The organism is Taibaiella helva (genome assembly GCF_003545695.1).
Classification (GTDB): Bacteria; Bacteroidota; Bacteroidia; order Chitinophagales; family Chitinophagaceae; genus Taibaiella; species Taibaiella helva.
On the sequence record NZ_QUZZ01000001.1, the window covers coordinates 245497 to 264817 of the forward strand.

General features: G+C 46.1%; 17 protein-coding genes. 6 read left to right on the plus strand and 11 right to left on the minus strand.

The features are described from left to right. Positions 1-42 precede the first annotated feature (42 nt). On the minus strand, positions 43-813 hold the full coding sequence (locus DZC79_RS01070) for a LytR/AlgR family response regulator transcription factor (RefSeq protein WP_118949694.1): 771 nt from the start codon (positions 811-813) through the stop codon (positions 43-45). Beyond that, a complete protein-coding gene (locus DZC79_RS01075) occupies positions 810-1931 on the minus strand; it encodes a sensor histidine kinase (protein WP_118949695.1) in 1122 nt (373 codons plus the stop codon). Before DZC79_RS01075 ends, DZC79_RS01070 begins: the two co-directional genes overlap by 4 nt. 54 nt (positions 1932-1985) lie before the next feature. Between DZC79_RS01075 and DZC79_RS01080 the strand changes: the two genes are divergently transcribed. Further along, positions 1986-2630, plus strand: a complete 645-nt coding sequence (locus DZC79_RS01080; RefSeq protein WP_232831727.1) for an HD domain-containing protein — start codon at positions 1986-1988, stop codon at positions 2628-2630. 2 nt (positions 2631-2632) lie between these two features. On the opposite strand, the gene DZC79_RS01085 is transcribed toward DZC79_RS01080, so the two are convergent. After that, positions 2633-3226 carry a dihydrofolate reductase family protein gene (locus DZC79_RS01085; protein ID WP_118949696.1) on the minus strand — a complete coding sequence of 198 codons (594 nt, stop codon included), beginning with the start codon at positions 3224-3226 and terminating at the stop codon, positions 2633-2635. Positions 3227-3437: 211 nt separating this feature from the next. Here DZC79_RS01085 and DZC79_RS01090 point away from each other — a divergent pair, with 211 nt between their 5' ends. Beyond that, the gene (locus DZC79_RS01090) at positions 3438-4325 is read left to right on the plus strand and encodes an aminoglycoside 6-adenylyltransferase (protein WP_198666718.1); all 888 of its coding nucleotides are present in this window, start codon (positions 3438-3440) and stop codon (positions 4323-4325) included. A 6-nt stretch (positions 4326-4331) separates the two neighbouring features. Continuing rightward, on the plus strand, positions 4332-4904 hold the full coding sequence (locus DZC79_RS01095) for a pentapeptide repeat-containing protein (protein WP_118949697.1): 573 nt from the start codon (positions 4332-4334) through the stop codon (positions 4902-4904). Here the strand turns inward: DZC79_RS01095 and DZC79_RS01100 are convergent. Continuing rightward, a complete protein-coding gene (locus tag DZC79_RS01100; protein ID WP_198666719.1) occupies positions 4901-6889 on the minus strand; it encodes a tetratricopeptide repeat-containing sensor histidine kinase in 1989 nt (662 codons plus the stop codon). The genes DZC79_RS01095 and DZC79_RS01100 overlap by 4 nt on opposite strands. A 186-nt stretch (positions 6890-7075) precedes the next feature. On the opposite strand from DZC79_RS01100, the gene DZC79_RS01105 reads away from it, so the two are divergent. After that, positions 7076-7408 carry a hypothetical protein gene (locus DZC79_RS01105; protein ID WP_118949699.1) on the plus strand — a complete coding sequence of 111 codons (333 nt, stop codon included), beginning with the start codon at positions 7076-7078 and terminating at the stop codon, positions 7406-7408. Between the two features lie 208 nt (positions 7409-7616). Continuing rightward, positions 7617-8870 carry a PQQ-dependent sugar dehydrogenase gene (locus tag DZC79_RS01110; RefSeq protein ID WP_118949700.1) on the plus strand — a complete coding sequence of 418 codons (1254 nt, stop codon included), beginning with the start codon at positions 7617-7619 and terminating at the stop codon, positions 8868-8870. Between the two features lie 75 nt (positions 8871-8945). On the opposite strand, the gene DZC79_RS01115 is transcribed toward DZC79_RS01110, so the two are convergent. After that, a complete protein-coding gene (locus tag DZC79_RS01115) occupies positions 8946-9509 on the minus strand; it encodes a PhnA domain-containing protein (protein WP_118949701.1) in 564 nt (187 codons plus the stop codon). A 40-nt stretch (positions 9510-9549) separates the two neighbouring features. Then, positions 9550-10155 carry a methyltransferase domain-containing protein gene (locus DZC79_RS01120; protein WP_232831728.1) on the minus strand — a complete coding sequence of 202 codons (606 nt, stop codon included), beginning with the start codon at positions 10153-10155 and terminating at the stop codon, positions 9550-9552. A gap of 228 nt (positions 10156-10383) precedes the next feature. On the opposite strand from DZC79_RS01120, the gene DZC79_RS01125 reads away from it, so the two are divergent. After that, on the plus strand, positions 10384-11091 hold the full coding sequence (locus tag DZC79_RS01125; protein ID WP_118949703.1) for a Crp/Fnr family transcriptional regulator: 708 nt from the start codon (positions 10384-10386) through the stop codon (positions 11089-11091). A gap of 534 nt (positions 11092-11625) precedes the next feature. On the opposite strand, the gene DZC79_RS01130 is transcribed toward DZC79_RS01125, so the two are convergent. The 5 genes from DZC79_RS01130 to DZC79_RS01150 are packed head-to-tail and all read right to left on the minus strand — an operon-like array spanning position 11626 to position 18752. Further along, positions 11626-13269, minus strand: a complete 1644-nt coding sequence (locus DZC79_RS01130) for a type I restriction-modification system subunit M (protein ID WP_118949704.1) — start codon at positions 13267-13269, stop codon at positions 11626-11628. Positions 13270-13271: 2 nt separating this feature from the next. Then, positions 13272-14333 (minus strand): AAA family ATPase, encoded by a 1062-nt coding sequence (locus DZC79_RS01135; RefSeq protein ID WP_118949705.1) that lies wholly within the window; start codon positions 14331-14333, stop codon positions 13272-13274. A gap of 3 nt (positions 14334-14336) precedes the next feature. Beyond that, the gene (locus DZC79_RS01140) at positions 14337-15569 is read right to left on the minus strand and encodes a restriction endonuclease subunit S (RefSeq protein WP_118949706.1); all 1233 of its coding nucleotides are present in this window, start codon (positions 15567-15569) and stop codon (positions 14337-14339) included. Beyond that, positions 15562-18564, minus strand: a complete 3003-nt coding sequence (locus tag DZC79_RS01145) for a type I restriction endonuclease subunit R (protein WP_118949707.1) — start codon at positions 18562-18564, stop codon at positions 15562-15564. The genes DZC79_RS01140 and DZC79_RS01145 overlap by 8 nt, the downstream gene beginning before the upstream one ends. Then, positions 18564-18752, minus strand: a complete 189-nt coding sequence (locus tag DZC79_RS01150) for a helix-turn-helix transcriptional regulator (protein WP_118949708.1) — start codon at positions 18750-18752, stop codon at positions 18564-18566. The genes DZC79_RS01145 and DZC79_RS01150 overlap by 1 nt, the downstream gene beginning before the upstream one ends. Positions 18753-19321 lie beyond the last annotated feature (569 nt).

Here is a 19321-nt window from a genome sequence, read left to right on the forward strand (position 1 = left end):
ACAGGGGTTGAGCTGAAGGATCCGGTCGCCGGGAGGTGGGGGCTACAGGTCGCGGAAGACGCGGCTGAGATTTTGCTTGTAATTCCGGCTCATTTTCAGCGTGTCCTTATTGCGCATGACCACTTTATACTCCCCGTTAAAATAAGGAATGAACTCCTGCACCTGGCCTGCCTGGATAATATGCGAGCGGTGGATACGGATAAATTGCTGCGGGTCGAGCTTTTGCTCCAGGGCGCCGAGGCTGTCGTTGATAAGGTGGTAGCCTTGTGCAGTGATCACTTTGATATAGTCGCCGGCTGCTTCGAAATAGAGGATATCTGCTACCGGGAGGTAAAATATCCTTTGCGCTTCTTTAATGGCAATGCGGTCGAGATAAGTGGCTGGTGTCTGCCGCTCACGTAGTATGCGCAGCAGGTCGTCATAAAGATGCTGTTCCCTGCCGCTGCTATGGCGTTCCAGGAACCGGCGTACCGCCTGGCCGAATTTATCCCGGTCAAAAGGTTTCAGCAGATAGCCCACGGCATTCACCTCAAATGCCCGTATTGCATACTGATCATAAGCGGTGGTAAAAATAACATAAGGATCGTGCTTGCCGGCTATGGCGTCCAGCAGCTCAAAGCCATTCATCACCGGCATCTGTACATCGAGGAACACCAGATCCGGCTGCAGTGCCAGTATCTTTTCTGCCGCTTGCCTGCTTTTGGTGAAACGGCCTGCCAGTGCGATCTCGGGGAAATCTTTCAGGTATTCCTCAATCACATCTGCCGGCAGCAGCTCGTCGTCTACGATAATGGCGGTTATTCTGGCTTTCATACAAGAGGTATAATCAATTCTGCGGTGGTGCTGCCATTGGCTTCACTATAGCGCCGGTAGCTGGCTTGTTCTCCGAAGTATTGCCGGAGCCTTTCGCTCACATTGCTTTGCCCGATGCCGAAGCCCTTTGCAGTGCTGTGCACATCGGTATTGCCGGTATTGCTTACGCTAAGCCGCAGCACCTTTTCATCCAATGTGGCGCAGATGCGAATTTCCGCGGCTTCATCTGTTTGCTCGACACCGTGGATCACCGCATTCTCCACTACCGGCTGCAAGATAAAAAAAGGAACGGCTATGGCTGCAGCTTCCGGTTCTATGTGTTTGGTATAAGCCAGGCGGTCGCCGAAGCGTGTTTGCTGCAGCGATAAATAAAGGTCGGCGATCTGCAGCTCTTCCTCGAGCGGTACCAGCTCCTGCTCCTGGTGCTCCAGCGACCGCCGCAGCAGGTCGCTGAGCGTTGTCAGCATACGTACTGCCTTGTCGTTTTCCTTTTTAAGGATCAACGCCGTAATGGATTGGTGGGCATTGAACAGGAAATGCGGCTGGATCTGCATTTTCAGCGTCTGCAGCTGAGCCAGCGTGAGCCGGTACTTCAGCTCCTTGTTCTGCAGCTCGGTTTGCAGCAGCTCTTTTTGCGTAGTCTGCAGGGAGTGAAGGTAAATGTACATGTTCACCATGCCCACGATAAGAAAGTAGTTGATGATATAGGCAAAATACTTTTGCAGGAAAGGGATCATCAGTTCCCCCAGCTGGACCTTGCGGTGGTAGAAAGCCTCGGCCATCGGTTTGATGACGGCCAGCTCGATCAGGAACTCCAGGGCCAGCAGCGCAGTGCCGAAGAAAATATGCAGCAGGATAAACCAGAACAAGCGGCAGTTGCCGATGTTTATTTTGAGTGCCAGCAGGATGATCGCGGGTGTCAGCAGCAGCCACAGTACCCATCGCAGCAGGTATTGCCGCTGCTCGATCAGGTCCAGTGCTTTCATCCCGAAATAGCGTGTGGCAATCAGCTCGGTCGCATAGACAAAAAAGCCCAGCAGCAGCCAGAACAACAGCGCGGCCAGAAGGATGCGGCTGCTGTGCCTGCGGAAAAGCGCGATATAAGGGATCGAGGGCATAGTGGAAAAAGGAAGGTACGAAATTAACAATATTCTTCTCCGCGGGTACAGTGTATGCCGCTATCCGGGTTTACCTTTGCCCTGCATCCTTCCAATAATTATAAAGCCATGCAGGACCTGGAACGCCAGATCTCCTTTATCAAGGAGATCGACAAAGTGAAATACATACAGCGCCGTACGCGCCTGTTCCACAGCGGCCGCCATGAAAATGATGCGGAGCACAGCTGGCACCTCGCCATGATGACCCTGGTGCTGGCACAACATGCCGACGAGCCCATCGATGTGCTGAAGGTGCTGAAAATGGTATTGATCCACGATATCGTGGAGATCGATGCCGGCGACACTTTTATCTACGATACGCAAAAGAGCCACGACAATACGAATGAAGAGCGGCTGGCTGCCGGCCGTATCTTCGGTATGCTGCCCGAGGCACAAGCGCAGGAACTGATCGCTGTCTGGGAGGAATTTGAAGCGGGTGAAACGGCGGAAGCCCGCTTCGCCCGCTCGATGGATCGCCTGGAGCCCTTGCTGCAGAATGTTTCCAACGAGGGCGGCACCTGGAAGGAATTTGACGTAGATTACAGCAAGGTGTATGAGAAAAAAGAAAAGATCCGTAAGGGCTCCGCAACGCTATGGGCCTATGCCAGCGGCCTGATCGAAGACAGCGTGGCCCGCGGTATCCTGAAGAAAGAAGCCTGATGCTATTTTTCCAGGGGCTGGGCCTGGTAACGTAGCAGTACCACACCTGAGCTGAAGACCTCGCTCTGCACCAGCTCGAGAGGACGTTTGGTGTGAGGCGCTGTAAATAAGGGCTTGCCCTTGCCCAGCAATATAGGGTGCATCCACAGCTGGTACTCATCAACAAGCCCCAGCCGTATCAGCTCGGTAACCAGCTGTCCGCTGCCGAGGACAAGGATCCCTTTATGCAGGCCTGATACCGGCTTCCGTAGCCGGTTCATGACCGTCTTCAGGCGGCCCGGCAGGATGGTCGAATTGCGCCATTCGGGCTCGGTCAGTGTATTGGAGAAAACGGCCTTAGGGAAGCCGTTAAGCATGGCAGCAAAGGCAAAGTCTTCCCGTGAGCAAAAAGGATCGGATTGCTTGGCGGTCCAGTAGCGGGCCATGGCCTGGTAGGTTTTCCGGCCGAGCAGCACGCTGTCGTGCTGCATCAGCTCCTGCTGTAAGCGGGCGCCCATACCCCGGCTCCAGCGCTCGAAGTGCCAGTCCAGCTCACAATTCAGCCCGGAATAATAACCATCCAGGGTGATATTCATCGATACAATAACCTTTCTCATCAGTAATAAGGTGCCCTTAAATGCAGTGCCGGGGCCCCTTTCCCCACCTGCCGTTTGGTCATTCAAAATTACCGCGGATTACTGCCGGCGGCGGGGGGTGTTTCCGACAGAAAGCAGGTGCTTTCCGACGAAAGCAGGATACCTGTTGAAATGGCACCCTTTTTCAAAACGGTTTTTCTCTTCCTATCTTTATCTGCCAATAGCCTGTGATATGACAAACAAGATGCCTGCTGCCCGTTCTGCCCAGCTTGAAAAGGCTTTGCAATGGGCGAAAGACAATGAACAGATCAGGGCCATGCTGCTTACAAGCTCTATGGTGAACCCTGACGCGCCGGTAGATGATTTCAGCGACCTGGATATAGAATGGGTGATTGCAGATCTTCCGGCTTTCCTGGCGGACGACAGTTGGCTAAGCCATTTCGGCGAAGTGGTCAGCTATATTGTAGAGAATGAAGAGGCCTTCGACGGCCGGCATGCCATGCGTATGGTCTTCTATGCCGATTATTCCAAGATCGATTTCAAGCTGTATGCGGTCGATAAATTTGTTGAAGATACGCTCGCCGAAGCCTTGCCCGAGGATTGGGATGTAGGCTATAAGGTATTGCTCGATAAAGACGGACTCACCCGGCACCTGAAGCCGCCGACCTACACATCCGTGCTCATCAGAAAGCCTTCGGAAGAGCATTTCCAATGGGTATTGAATAATTACTGGTGGGACCTGACCTATGTGGTGAAATGCCTGTGGCGGGAGGAGCTGTTCTATGCAAGGTTCATGTCGGAGCAAGTCATGCGCTTTGAGCACCTGCAGCATATTATCGAATGGTACATCGGTATGCAGCACGGCTGGAAGGTGACGACCAATAAGTATGGCCGCCTGTTTAAGCAATACCTGAGCCCGGAGCTATGGCAAAGGGTAGAAGCAACCTTCGCCGGCGCGGATATGCAAGACAACTGGCGGGCGCTGGAAGCTTATGCCGCCCTGGGACGCGAGCTGGGTATGGCCATTGCGGGAGGGCTGGGCTACCACTACCCTGCAAAGCTGGATGAGCAGGTTACGCGCTATATTGAAACCGTAAAGCAAATGCCTCCTAAACAATAAGGATATATGGACAAAGAATGGATAAAAGAAAAGACGTTTGACAAAGCTGCCGGTCTCTTTAATGGAGATAAAGCGGAGTATGAGCAATGTATCTTTCTCAATGGCAGCTTCAATAAAGCGGACCTGTCGCACAATGAATTCAACGATTGTGTGTTTGAGCGTTGTGACCTGAGTATGGCGAATCTTTCAAAAGCGGCTTTCCGCAATGTGGTCTTTCGGGATTGCAAGTTGATGGGACTGCATTTTGAGCAATGTAACCCGTTTAACCTGGCCTTTCAATTTGAACGCTGTATCCTGGACCATAGCTCTTTCTTCCAGGTAAAGCTGAAGGACACGATATTCAGGGACTGCCCGCTGCGGGCGGTTGATTTTACAGAAGCCGATCTGAGCCAGGCGGCGCTGGAGCAATGTGACCTGTCGGGCGCGCGTTTCGACCAGACGAACCTGGAAAAGGCCGATCTGCGCAGCGCCTATAACTATACGATCGACCCATCGCTCAACAAGCTGAAGAAAGCCCGCTTCTCCATACCGGGGGTGCTGGCTTTACTGGCGCCATTGGGTATTACGATCGAGCACTAAGCCTGGGGCAGGAACAGCTCAATATTGACCACCGTGCCCTGACCGGGTGAAGAGCTGATGTCCAGCTTGCCATTGAGGTAGTCGACACGGTTGCGGATATTGATCATGCCAATGCCTTCAGCCTTGTCGAGCTGCGTCGGATCAAAGCCTTTGCCATCGTCTTCCACGGTAATGAGGAAAATATGCCCGTCCTGGCTGCATTGTACCATAATATGCCCGGCTCCGGCGTGGCGTACGGCATTGGATAATACTTCCTGGACGATACGGTAGATGTTGGCTTGTATCGCGGGGTCCATACCGGGATCGACACCATAGACCTGGAAGTCGATAGCTGTTTCGGGAGTGATCAGAGATTCGCAAAGATCTTTAAGCGCCATAGAGAGGCCCAGCTTCAGCAGGCTTTCCGGCATCATGTTCCGGGCAATACGGCGCAGTTCCGACAGCGATTGGTCCAGGCGCTGGATCACACCGTCCAGATTCCCGTCTTTTGAAGGTCCCTGCTGCGAAAGGTTGATCTTGATCCCGGCCAGCATACCGCCGAGGCCGTCGTGCAGATCGCGTGCTACCCGCAGCCGTTCGCGCTCTTCCCCCTCCAGCATCGCCTGTGCGAACCGTAGCTGCTGTTCCTGTTGCAGCTCCCTGAGCTGTTGCTGGTAATTGATCTCCTGCTGGCGGGAGAGCTTACGCTTGTTCCTGTAGTAGATGATCAGGAGCACTGTAGTGATCAGGAGAAAGATGGTACCGGCGCTCAGCAGCACATTAAGCAGGCGTGCACTTTTAGCTTTGAGGATATTCTGCTGCTGCTGCGCCTCCAGCACGGCAATCTTTTGCTGCTTCTCCCTGCTTTGGTATTTCACCTCCATTGCCGCGATGTCATTCTGCAGGCGACCCTGATAAAAGCTATCACTGGTGCTGCTATAACGTTTTTGCCATTCGAAAGCCATTTTCATATTCCCTTCGCCGGCATAGGCTTCTGCCATCGCCATAAAAGTGATCATCCGGTTGGTGGCATATGCAGCCCAGGCCGGCTGGCTCAGCATATAGTTCATCACTTCCCGGGCTTTGGGAAAATTCTTCTGGTTGAAGTAGACATTTAATTTCTGTCCCTGAAGCCGCAGTTCTTTACGTACTTCATGTAATTGCTGAGCCAGCAGAATACCTTTGTCAATACTGCTTAACGACTGCGCGTACTGGTTCAGGGAGGTGTAATACATGGCATCGGCGGCATAATAATCAAGGAAGTACTCAGAATGGGGATAAGGTCGTAGGATCGATAGCGCCTTGTCGAGCACTGTCCTGGCAGCGCTGCTTTTCTGTTGAAGCAGATAAGCTTCTGCTAAGGCATGATAGCCGGCCAGCAACTGCTCCGGAGCAGCCTTGTGCCGCTCGAAGAGCTCGACTGCCCGTAGCCCGTATTGCTCTGCCTTCGCATATTGCTGGGTGTTTTTAAATACCATACCCAGGGCAAAATAGCATTTGCCAAGAAAGACGCTGTCGCCCGATTGCTGGGCCAGGGGTATCACCTGGTTGGTCAGCAGTTCGGTAAACTCCTTCTGGTTGTCCTTGAGTTGCTGCACCACGCCATAGCTATACAGTGCCCGGGCCCTGAACGACCGGGCTTCTTTGGCCCCGAACTTCTGCATGCCGTTCGCTGCCTGCTGAAAGGAAGCCTCGGCTTCATCCAGCCTGCCGGTCATCATCTGGCCGATACCAGCATAATATTTTGCAGCAGTAAGCAGGTAACCGTTCTTGCCTGCCAGCTGTATGCCTTGTCTCAGGTAGGTCCCATGCTTAGCGGTATCTATGCCTGCCCAGGTCTCGGCCAGCAGAAAGCTGGCCCTGGATTTGACGCTGTCTGAAGCGGTTCCCTGCAGCAGGCGGCCGAGGCTGTCGCTATAACGGGGCAGGTCCAGGGGCTTCAGTTGCGCTCCCACATTCAGGGTAAGGAAGCAGAGCAGGAGAAAAAGAGGTGCAGCAAGTTTCATGGGTGCAAAATTGCAGCTTTTCAGATTTGAAATTTTGAAAACGATACAAAAAAGCAAAAAATGAATGTAATCCGTCATTTGCGCCGATAAAACAGGATGAGGATTGAAATACCGATCTTTGAAACCTCAATTGCGCTCAACCAGACATCATTGCGCAGGGACAGCAACAGACTATGAACCGGAAAATTGAACAGATCATGTGTTTCAGGCAATTACCATAAAGCCGGGTTATCCCTGCCGGTCGATGACCGGTATATGGCGCCATCCCTTCCCGGAACACGCCCGGAAGGTCAGGCGGGGCCGGAGGAAATCGCCCGTATCCGGACCGGCCTGCTCGGCTCGGTAATACGGTTACAGGAAGACTATGACCGCCGGGCTTTCGAGCAGTACACACCTTCCGTCCCGATACAGCAGGGATATGGTATTCACGTAGGCGACATCGACGATGCTTTAAGCTACCTTTTATATCACGAGGGCTATCATTCCGGTTGTATTGCTTCCCTTATGCGCTTTGTTTAAAGTTCATTTATGAACCTATTCCCGGCATCGCGACATCCGGCTTTTCCTTAGAAAACCCAGGTGGGCCGCAGCGGTCGTAAGAATGAATGACATGATGTTTTATGTGCACAAATTCATTTTGTATGCTACAATTTCTTTATTAGGCCAGTTTAAGAGTTGCTTTACGCATATAAAATGCGTATCTTGTGCTCTTAAAATTTAGAAGGCTATGAAGCATCTGTCGCTTTTCCCGTTCTTTTTGCTGCTCTTATTGAGTGCTTGTAACTCAAAGCCGGGTCCGGATATCGTTGATCCGCCCCCAACGGACAGCATCTTTACGGATATGGATTCATTGCCGCCACCTTACGCCTCCCCTTCTTCCGTTAATCCTTCGAACGTTGTAGGATGGCCGACGGGCGGCCTGCCTGTAGCGCCGCCGGGATTCACTGTGAAGAAATTTGCCGGCGAACTCAGCAATCCCCGTTGGATCTATGTGGCGCCCAACGGAGATATTTTTGTGGCAGAAGCCAATACCAATGTAAATATCAGCGCCAACCGGATCAGCCTGTTCCGCGATACCGACCATGATGGTGTGGCCGACAGCAAGACCGTCTTCCTGCAAAACCTGCGACAACCGCTTGGCATGCTGGTGCTGGGTAATAGCTTCTATGTCGCCTGTACCGATGGTGTTATCCGTTATCCTTATCAAACCGGGCAGACTGTGATGACTGCTACCGGACAAAAGATACTCGACCTGCCAGCGAACGGCTACAACAATCACTGGACACGGAATATTATCCGCAATGCTTCGGGCAATAAGCTTTATGTATCTGTAGGATCGGCCAGCAATGCCGGTGAGATGGGTATGGCCGCCGAAACCCGGAGGGCGAATATACTCGAGGTCAACCTGGATGGCAGCGGCGAAAAGGTATATGCCAGTGGCATCCGTAACCCTGTAGGAATGGATTGGGCTCCGGGAACCAACACACTGTGGACCGCCGTTAATGAACGCGATGAGCTGGGCGACGACCTGGTACCCGATTATATTACCAGCGTTAAGGAAGGTGGCTTTTACGGCTGGCCCTATACCTACTGGGGGAAGTATGTCGATCCCCGGTGGGCGCAAGAAGGGCCTCAACATCTCAGCACCTCTATTAAGCCCGATCTGGGCATCGGCGCACATACGGCCTCCCTGGGACTTGCATTCGATCACGCGGGCCTTTTCCCCGGCGAATACAAGGGTGGGGCCTTCGTCGGGCAGCATGGCTCCTGGAACCGTTCCGAGCTTTCCGGCTATAAGGTCATCTTCGTGCCTTTTGCCCAGGGCAAACCTTCCGGCAAGCCCCGGGACTTTCTTACGGGATTTCGCGTTGCAGGCGCTGCGAGCGACGTGCACGGCCGGCCGGTAGGCGTAGCGTTTACCCCGCAATATATGCTGATAGCCGACGATGCGGGCAATACCATTTTTAGCGTGCTTCCTTAGCACAGCAGTAAGCAGGAAGGAATATGCACAGATGCCTGTATGCCGAAACCCGCTCTTAGAGCGGGTTTCATTTTCTCAGGATTTACGAACGTATTTGGTCAGGATCACAATTGTTTGCTCATTTATTTTTCCTTCGATCTGATCCGTATTATCGGGAACCAGCCTTATTCTCCGCACGATGGTTCCCTTTGGCGCCATGAAATTGGCGCCCTTTACATTCAGCCCTTGTGTGAGCACAACGGTATCTCCATTCAGAAGTTCATTGCCATTGCTATCCCTGTGTACCTCTTTTACCTGGTAGGCGCTCAATGCCCAGCTGGCCACTGCTTCGTCCAGCTCTACCGAGCCGATGATGTCACTGGCCCACTCCTGGTCTTTATAGCGGTAAAGTATCCGGTAGCTCAATGCCTGGACGCTGGGTTCGGTATTCCATATACTTCCTGCCAGGCATTGCCAGTGCTGCGCCGATCCGGCATCGTCAAGCGAAGACAAACAAGTAGTGCAGATAGCAACTTCATTGTTTGTGCTGTCGTTATTTTTAGGGCTGACGGCATAAGCGATGGTGGCGTTTTCAGTAGCGCACAATTCACAAGTGCCATTGCAGCGTTGTCTTAAGAGGTCGGTAATCCTCGTGTTCATATTTGTATTTTAATTTTCCAGTGAAGCAAGATAGCGCAGGTTATACTTTTACCCAAAACCTGAGCTGGTCATTTTTCTGGCTGCCTACCATGTGATAGTCCGGTGGTATTTCATCTTCGAGGCTATGATAGGTGACCAGCCTTGTACCTGGTGGTTTCTGGTTTAGCTGCCGGTACAAATAGCGGTTGTAATAGTTGAACAGTTCGCCGGAGTAATCAATGCTGTCATCTATTTTATCTGTACCATCCAGGTTTTCGAAAAAGGCATTGAAAAAATAAAAGTGGTCATAGTCCCTGAAATCCAGCTGGGTAAAATTGGCATGAATAAAGTGGGCGTTCTCTATCGCCAGCTTTTCCCTTGCCTGTTCTGCGTGGTACACCAGCTGCTGTCTTTGCTCAACCCCATAGAATACCGCGCGCGGCGCAAAATGTGCAGCCGGAATACAAAACTTACCCACGCCGGAGCCGATGTCCAGTATACGGACCTTGTCTGCTGTAGCGAGGAATTGCGCAGCGCTGCGTGATACGGAAAGCGGTGTCCAATGCCGGGCGTCCAATGCTGCAATAGACGGAGAATACAGCTTATTGAACGCTTCATCGGAATGAAAATAACCTGATTGGTCCGTTCCCTGAAATCTTCTTGGCACAGGCTTCCGTTTAGGAAACGTTATATGATTGCGTCGCATAAAGTGTTATTTTTCCCCGGTGCTGTTGTGATAGCAGTTTCCGGGTAGTATTGCATGGTACAGCGTAATATCACGGCAGGGTCCATACAATCCTGCAAAAGTAGGTTGCGTATTTACTGCTTGCGTTGAATCATATCAACTCAGAAATTGCATTTTATCAATTTTTAAAAGGGGTAATTTTGCGGGATAATGAGCATACAAGGGATTTTCCCCATAGATAAATGGAACTTTAAGAGCGAATCCATCTTTTCCGGCTTGTCGCAGGACGACCTGGAACTGCTTATGGCGCACCGGCTGGAGCAGACCTACAGGAAAGGAGAGCTCATTTTCAGGGAGGGCGCTTATCCCCAGGGTATCTTTTATATCACAGAGGGAAAGGTGAAGAAATACAAAGTGGACAATACCGGCAGGGAGCATATTATCTACGTAGCGAATACAGGCGAGCTGATCGGCTATCATGCTGTGCTCTCGGGCGAACGCTACCCCGATTCTGCCGCTGCGCTGGGAGAAAGCAGGATCGCCTTTATTCCCAGAGAAGATTTTCTCGAAGTGCTTGATCGCTCCCCTGTGCTGATGAGGAGATTGCTGAAAATGCTCAGTCATGAATTTGGCGTGCTGGAGAACGGGCTTACGCTTTTCGCTCAGAAATCGGTGCGGGAAAGGCTGGCGCTTCAATTGGTAGTGCTCAGGGAAAAGTATAAACAGGATGTCCAGCCGGGAACGCCGGTAGCGATCAATATGAGTCGCGATGACCTGGCAAGCTTAGTCGGTACGACGAAGGAAAATGCGGTGAGGGTTCTGACCGAATTTAAGCAGGAAGGTATCCTGGAAACCAGGGGCAGAAAAATTATTATTCATGATGTAGGCCGGCTGATAAAAATCGCGGATTACCGTTAAGAACACAATGCCGATCCCCGTTTACCCTTATTGGCAAAATTGCTTTTGAAAAGGTCTCATCCGTAACGTTGCTATTGAAAAGGAGATACCGTGTTACTGTTGCAGGCCTGAGCTAAAAAAACAAAAGCAGGTAAGTTGAATCTTACCTGCTTTTGTTTGTGGAGCCGAGCGGGGAATCGTCGAACTTTTTTGTTAATAATTTATTGGAAATCAATGAGTTTGTAAAATCATATAATTTCATGTCGGTATGATAGACATTCTGTAGAATTGTAAAAGGGGCTGTCTAAATGACAGCCTCTTTTTTATGCTGAAAATCAATTTTCCTTTTGAAACTATAAACACACTTTTTCTGCATTCTATCTTGTAGCAATTGTAGCAAACAATAAAGAATTGATTTTCAATTTGCAACCGTGCTACAGCATGCTAAATACTTGTCGCCATTTGTTGCAAGATGTAGCAAAATCAAATAATACTTGACACAAAATCATTCATTTTAGCCAATTTGCAGGCTTCCCGCAAACATTGAACGCTTTCTTAAATTGGTTCTAGTCCCAATTCCTTTAAAAACATATTATGTTTATCAGTACTACTCGTTATGCTTTTATTTATGATAGTCAATTTTTTGTTCACCTCTTTTAAATCAATCTGCACTTCGTCAACGGATGTGCTCACATACCTTGAGATATTCAGGTTGTAGCCATTCTTTACAATTTCATCCATAGAAACTCGGCGTGCATATTTCTCTATATTATCTGGTCTGGACTGATACGTTTCTACAATTCTGTTGATGTGCTCTGGTTCTAAAGAATTTTGCCTTTTGCCTGGCTTATACTGTTCTGCTGCGTTGATGAATAAGACATCTTCGTGCCGTTTACATTTTTTCAAGACTAAGATGCAGACAGGAATCCCCGTTGAGTAAAATAAATTGGAAGGTAAACCAATAACTGTATCAATATGATTATCCTTTAGCAATTTAGTGCGAATCCTGTCCTCTGCACCGCCACGAAATAAAACGCCGTGCGGTAAGATGATTGCCATGGTTCCATTGTCTTTCAGAAAGTGAAAACCATGTAATAAAAAAGCAAAATCAGCAGCCGACTTCGGTGCCATACCGTGACTCTTGAAACGAAAATCTTCTGACAATGTATCGTTAGGCTCCCAACGCAAGCTGAAAGGCGGATTGGCTACAATGGCATCAAACTCGACCTTTTTACTAGGGTTAGGTTCATTGAGTATATCCCATTGATTGAGTAAAGTATCTCCATGAAAAATGTCAAACTCAGTATCTTTCATGCCATGCAGCAGCATGTTCATACGGGCAAGGTTGTACGTAGTTACATTCTTTTCCTGCCCGTAAATTTTACCAATTGTTCCATTTCCTTTTGTTTTCTCCTTTAACTGTGTACGAACATTAAGTAAAAGCGAGCCTGAGCCACAGGCAAAATCCAAAACTTTATCAAGCTTAGGTTTAGGCCCTGTAGTGGGGTCCTGGGAATCTAAAATAACAATCCTTGAAAGAATCGTTGAAATTTGTTGAGGCGTATAAAATTCTCCGGCCTTCTTGCCTGAGCCGGCTGCAAACTTTCCAATTAGATATTCGTAAGCATCGCCGAGCGTATCAGTGCCTGTTGAAAAGTCAGCAATACCTTCTGCAATTTTCCGGATGATCTTACAAAGGGTATCATTTTTCTCTTTGGGTGTTTTACCCAGTTTCTCTGAGTTCAGGTTGATTTCAGAAAACAAGCCTTTAAAGGAGCTTTTGAACGATTCGTCTTCAATATATCGAAATCCCCTTTGCAGCGTTTTAAGCAGTTCGCCATCCTGTGTACGCGCCAGCTCTGTGATATTGCTCCATAAATATTTTGGCTTGACAACATAATGCACTTTTTTGCGCATTTGTTCCTCAAACTCTTCAACATCACCTTTGTTTTGTCTATACCAAAGTTCCAGAGGTGGCGGAACAATAAAGTCCGCTCTGCTATCTTTAGAAGGACTCATTGGGTAGTCCCTACCCAGTTCTTTTTTTGCGGCTTCTTCATAATTAAAAGACAAATACCTAAGGAATAGAAACGAAAGCATGTAATCCCGGAAATCGTCCGCGTTCATCGCCCCTCTTAAATCGTTCGCTATGTCCCAAAGCGTATCTCCTAACTCTTTATATTGATCTTTTTGTGCCATGACTAATGTGTTATGAAATTATAATGCGATTGAATTTCTCGATAGATCTCTTCAAGTAATTCAGCATCGCTTCTTTCCAACTCTGCTGGTTGCGTTCTTCCATCTTTGTGCGACAAAGAATTGACCCTGTTACTCACCATCTCTAAGTCCTCCTTATATCCAATTTCCTTCAATGCTGTTTGGATTCCCCCGGTTCCTAAAAATGAAGAAATAATCTCCAAAAGTTGGCGCAACAAGATAAAGTGGTAGCCCATCACTTTTTTTTCATCTATGCATTCTTTTAAAACCTGTATCAAGTGCAAGTGATATAGAAATACATCTTTATCGTGATTCTTCAGCGTCAATTCATTGTCGCGGAAACTTAAAATATTTCGTTTTGTGTTATTGCCATGAGTACTGTACTTTAGTCTTTCAGACAAAATGGAAAACAGGCCGACATGGTGCGTTGTAATAATGATACGCTTTTCAGATTTTGCGGTGACTTTATCGTCAATTAGCTTGATTATAGAGTTAGCTGTAAGGAAGATGTTATGATCATCCATACTAGACACAGGGTCATCTATAAAAAAGTGAGCATCTTGTTCTCCTGTCCAGGCATCAGCTTCAAATAATGCCAAGAAAAAGCACCAAATAAAAATCCGCTCCTCCCCTCTTGAGATTTTTATATTGCTTGCTTCCTCTCGTGAAAAGCGAACGGCATCAATCCCAATTTCTGGATCGGAATTACTATCAAATGCATAGGTATATTTTGGTAAATAGGGTGCGAGCTTCACATCAAGCAAATCGGGATTTTCAATGATGGAGCTGAAATACGGATTTAAGCTGCTCTTGAGGATCTCAAGCCTCATGTTCTCATTTCCATTCTCCTCATCATTATCCCACCTAAACAAATCTTCGCTATAAGCATTGTAATATACCCCTGAATGCTTGCCGCTTTCTTGCTTTGTTATGTTTTTATATTCGACCGATAATTTCGTCTTGCCTGTGGAGTTAAATGCATAAATCAGCATTATTGGCTGTTTACCGGCTTTCAGTTGCTTAGCTATTTCATTTATTGTTGCCATTTGCTAATCTTTCATTTGTGGAAACAAGCTCTGCATCAATCCTTTTTTATGCAATTTCAATTGTTCTATTTTTTCTGCTTGTGCATTTATTAATTCATCCAAGTCAGAAAGACAAGAAGCAATTTTTTGTTGTTCATCTTTGGATTTCGGAATACAACATTTCCAACTTTCAATTGTCCCTTTTGTAATATGAAGCAATGCGAAACCATTTGCGTTTTGTGTTTTCATTCTTTCGGTTTCATTATCCAATAAAATGAAAAGAAAGCCTTTGTCTATGCTTTGGCTTGGAACAACTTTCCAAATGTGATAGTGATAAATTACTTTCTCGCCTTTCCAAATTCTTGGACCGAATGAGGCCGACCAAGCATAGAGTAAATCTCCATTGTCACAATATTTATCTTCCTCCAGTTCAAGGTTGGAATAATACCAATTATTGTTTGTGAAGAAATTCCCAACCCTCAAAACACGATATTTTCCACCGTCCAAAAGTTCTTCTTGTTTATATGCTCTACCATTGATAAATGTCGCCACTTCTCCCAATTTCTTCTTCACCCATTCTCCTTTAAATTCCTTGAACCGATACTTCGGCACTTTCTCTCCTTCTCGGGGGAAAAAAGTTTGCATCAAGCCTTTTTTGTGATCTCTGAGAAGCTGCAACTTTTGGTTATGGCTGACAATTACTTCATCTAAAGAAGAAAGGCAGGCAGCGACTTTTTGTTGTTCTTTTAACTTCGGGAGCGATAATTCTATTTCCTTAATTATTTGCAAATTAAGTCCACCTCTTCCGCCATCTCCTGCTGACAAATATCTTAGCTTTTCATACATCGAATCAACTTTTTGATAAAGAAATTCACTATCAAAAACATCTTCATTTGGATGAATTGAACCTATAGATTGATTAGTGCACAATTCTATATAATTAATTGCTGCTGTTCCTCTGGTTTTTCCTTGACCAGCTAAACCAATCAAAACACAATTAGGCGGTATTAATTTAGTACTTGATTCCTTTAGACCTTTAGAAGTAATATAATTTGATACAGAATAAATTCTCTTATTATTTAATTCTCCTGAATTCATCCAAGGTATATTTCCATTCCAATATTCAGGGTTGGTACTTTCGGGCGTTCCTCCTGCACTGACCTTTGCTATTTTGTCAATTGTTGTTTTTTGCCATTCCTCATCGTTCGAAAATTCAGGAAAACGCAACTTAGGGATCATTTTTTTTGTCTTATTCATAAGCGGCTAATCCTGATATTTCACGCCCTTGGGCTAATTTTTTTAAATGCGGTACAAGTTCATCCATTAATGCCAGTTCCTTTACCCTGCGTTCTTTCCAGCTCAATTCCAAAGGCTCTAATAAGTCCGTCAGTTTCTCACCGTCAAAAATCATCCTGCTCATTATGTTTTCCACAAAGGTTTTCAAGTTCGCCGTTTGCAGTCCGCTTCTTTGCGCAATCCCCGCTAACTCTTTGTTGTATTTGTCGTCAATAAATTTTTCAAAATTATGTTTTAGCTCACTAGCTGTTTGTCCAACAGTCCAATCCAGTTGGTCAATAAAATCACTTAAATCTTCTTCTTCAGCCATTAAGTTAGAGTTTGACTTGAGCAAACTTTTTATTTGATCCTTAGTCATTTTCTGTTTGCCTGGTTTTTTACCCAGGTTTTCTGCCGTAAGATTCATGATGTAATCATAATCTATCAAGGCAGAAGCAAACAAGATAAATTCAAAGTCCAGCTGTTGTATTTCAGGTGGCGCATTTTCACCCTCCTTCTGTTGCCGTTTCTGAAATTGCTTTGCTGTTTCAATATAGGAGCTACGAAATTCCTGAAAAGTGTCCTTGGACAAAATAGCTTCGATTGTTGCCTTTTGCGCTTCGTTCAGATCAGTGAACTGGTCTAGTTGCAATTTAAACCGCTGCACTTCTTTAAAATTTTCAATGAATGATATCCTAGCTGCATCACCCTTTAGATTATACACTTCTTCGGGTTCGCTCACAAGGCTCTGCTCCTGCATAAAATTGCCTAGTTTCTCAACCGCCACTTTAAACTTGTCAATAACTAACGGTGCAGGATCAACTAACCAAATCTCTCTTGCGTTTCCACTATTTTCACCAGAGAAAAGAGCAATGGCCTGGTTCACAGCTTCCTGTTGTGAACGGAAATCCAAAATATTACCGTAAGGCTTGGTATCGTTCAGTACACGGTTGGTGCGCGAAAATGCCTGGATCAGTCCATGGTATTTCAGGTTTTTATCCACGTATAAGGTGTTCAGATATTTGCTGTCAAAACCTGTAAGCAGCATATCTACAACGATAGTAATATCAATTTTGTTTTTGTGCGCGTAGTCTTTATTGCTGTATTTCTGGTCTTTGATACGCCTTTGTACATCCTGATAGTACAAATCAAATTCGTTGATGCTGTGATTGGTGCCAAACTGCTGATTATAGTCCACAATGATGTCTATTAGGGCCTTCTTCTTCTCTTCGGGATTGGTTTGATTGTCCAGTTTTTCCTGCTGTAAATCTTCCTGCAATTGTTTTACATCAGCCGCATTTTTCTGACTTTGCTGGTCGCCCTCTTTGGCTATCAATTGGGCAGGAGGCGAAAACACACAAGCAATATTTAAGGGATTGTAATCAGGATTTTCGGTTTTGCGCTTATCCTGATTTTCTTTGAATGACTGATAATATTCAATCGCATTATTGATCGAAGCTGTTGCTAATACCGCATTGAATTTTCGCTGGCTGGTAGCTGCATCGTGTTTTTCCAATATAGCCTCAACCACCGCCTGCCGAGTGACGGCTTCGCCTGGTCTGGCATTCTGCCCATCATTACCCTTAAAAAAATCTATATGGAAACGTAGTACGTTTTTGTCTTCAATTGCGTGTGTAATGGTGTATTTATGCAGTTCATGTTCAAAAATGTCCTTTGTTTCTTTGTATTTAGCCTCTTCACCCTCCCGCACAACATAGGTTGCATTGTCTCTAAAAATTGGCGTACCAGTAAAACCAAATAATTGCGCATTCGGGAAAAATTCTTTGATTGCTTTGTGGTTGTCCCCAAATTGCGAACGGTGGCATTCGTCAAAAATGAACACGATACGTTTATCGCTCAAGGGCTCTAAACGTTCTTTATAATTCCTCTTATTAGCGCCATCCAGTGCCAGTCCCAGCTTTTGAATGGTGGTAACAATGACTTTATCAGAGTAATCTGTAGAAAGCAAACGCCTTACCAACGTTTCGGTATTCGTATTTTCTTCGACACTGCCTTCCTGAAATTTGTTGAACTCTTCACGCGTTTGCCGGTCAAGGTCTTTACGATCCACAACAAACAAACACTTTTCGATTTCCCGGTTATCCTTTAGCAGCGTGGATGCTTTAAAAGAGGTCAAGGTTTTACCGCTTCCTGTGGTATGCCAGATATAACCGTTCCCGCGGTTTTGTTTAACGCATTCGTCAATTGCCTTTACTGCGTATATCTGATAAGGGCGCATTACAAGCAGTTTCTGCTCGCTTTCCACCAACACCATATACTTGCTAATCATTTCACCAAGTGTGCATTTATCCAGAAACTTATCAGCGAAATCGTGGAGATTATTGATCTTTTTGTTGTCAATGTCAGCTAATTCATACACCGGCAGAAATTGCTCATCTGCATTAAAAGCAAAGTGTTGATTTTTGTTATTAGCGAAATAAAGCGTCCTCCCTACATTGCTGGTAATAAACAATTGCATAAAGCAAAGTAAAGAGCTACTATACCCATTGCCTGGCTCATTCTTATAATCCACAATTTGCTGCATGGCTTTGCGATGTGATATATCGCCTCTTTTCAATTCGATCTGGACAATAGGCAAGCCGTTAATCAACAAAATAATGTCGTAGCGTTGGTGGCTGTTTTCGGTATTGATGCGTAACTGGCTGATAACTTCGTAGTCATTTTTGCACCAGTCCTTGATGTTTACTAAGGTATAATACAAGGGGGTATCATCTTCACGCTGAAAGTATTGTCGTTCACGCAGAAATTTAGACGCTGTGAAAACGTCAGCGTTAATTATTTCTTCTCTAAGCCTCAAAAACTCACTCTCGGATAGACGAACACGGTTAAGCGCTTCAAACTTGGTTTTGAAGTTTTGCTCTAGCGTGTTCCTGTCAACAATGTCCGGTCGATGGACATATTTCAACCCTTTTAATTGCTCAATAAGGGCCTCTTCTATCTGATTTTCTTTGCTCATTATTCTTCGTTCAATAAGTCTTTAGCATTAACGTCCAAAATTTTCGCAATTCGATATAAGTCTTCTATGCGAGGCTGTCTTACATTTCGAACGTACTCATTAATCGTATTATAACTTTTTTCTAATTTTTTCGCAAGCCAAGCTTGAGAGATACCTTTTTCCTTTAAAACATCCTTAATTCGGTTCATTTGAAGCCTAATTAAATTTAAAGTGTCAAATATAGTAAAATACACTAGCAGAGAGTGTAAATAGTCACTGTATTATGGTGAATTGGCAATAGCAGCTTTGGATATCGAGGACAATGCAAGAACAGAATTTTTTAAAATTCTTAAAGAAATTGCAATTATGATATAGCAAATTTGCTTTCGTTCTCTAATTCTCTCACCATTGGTGAGAGAATTCTCATTTTGCAACTCTTTTTAGATAATTACTTTACATTTGTGATAGCTTATTCCCGTTAGTCCCTGAAGTAATTCAAGCTAGCGGGTTTCGTTTTTTACAGGATGCTTATACCTATCTAATACTTCACCGTTTTTATTTTTTTGATTTTCTATAGATTTAGTCAATTTCTGACCACGAAATCTACTTCTATTCCGTTTACGTAACGCTGTAGCATAGAAAAAATGAAAGTGCGTTTTACAGGTAGGGAAATTATTGTACATCATCCCCCCTAATAGCTCTGTGAAAAATGTGTTGAACGATTGGTACTGTTATCGCGCAAATAAAGTTTGCTGAAATTACTTTTGATTTATGAATA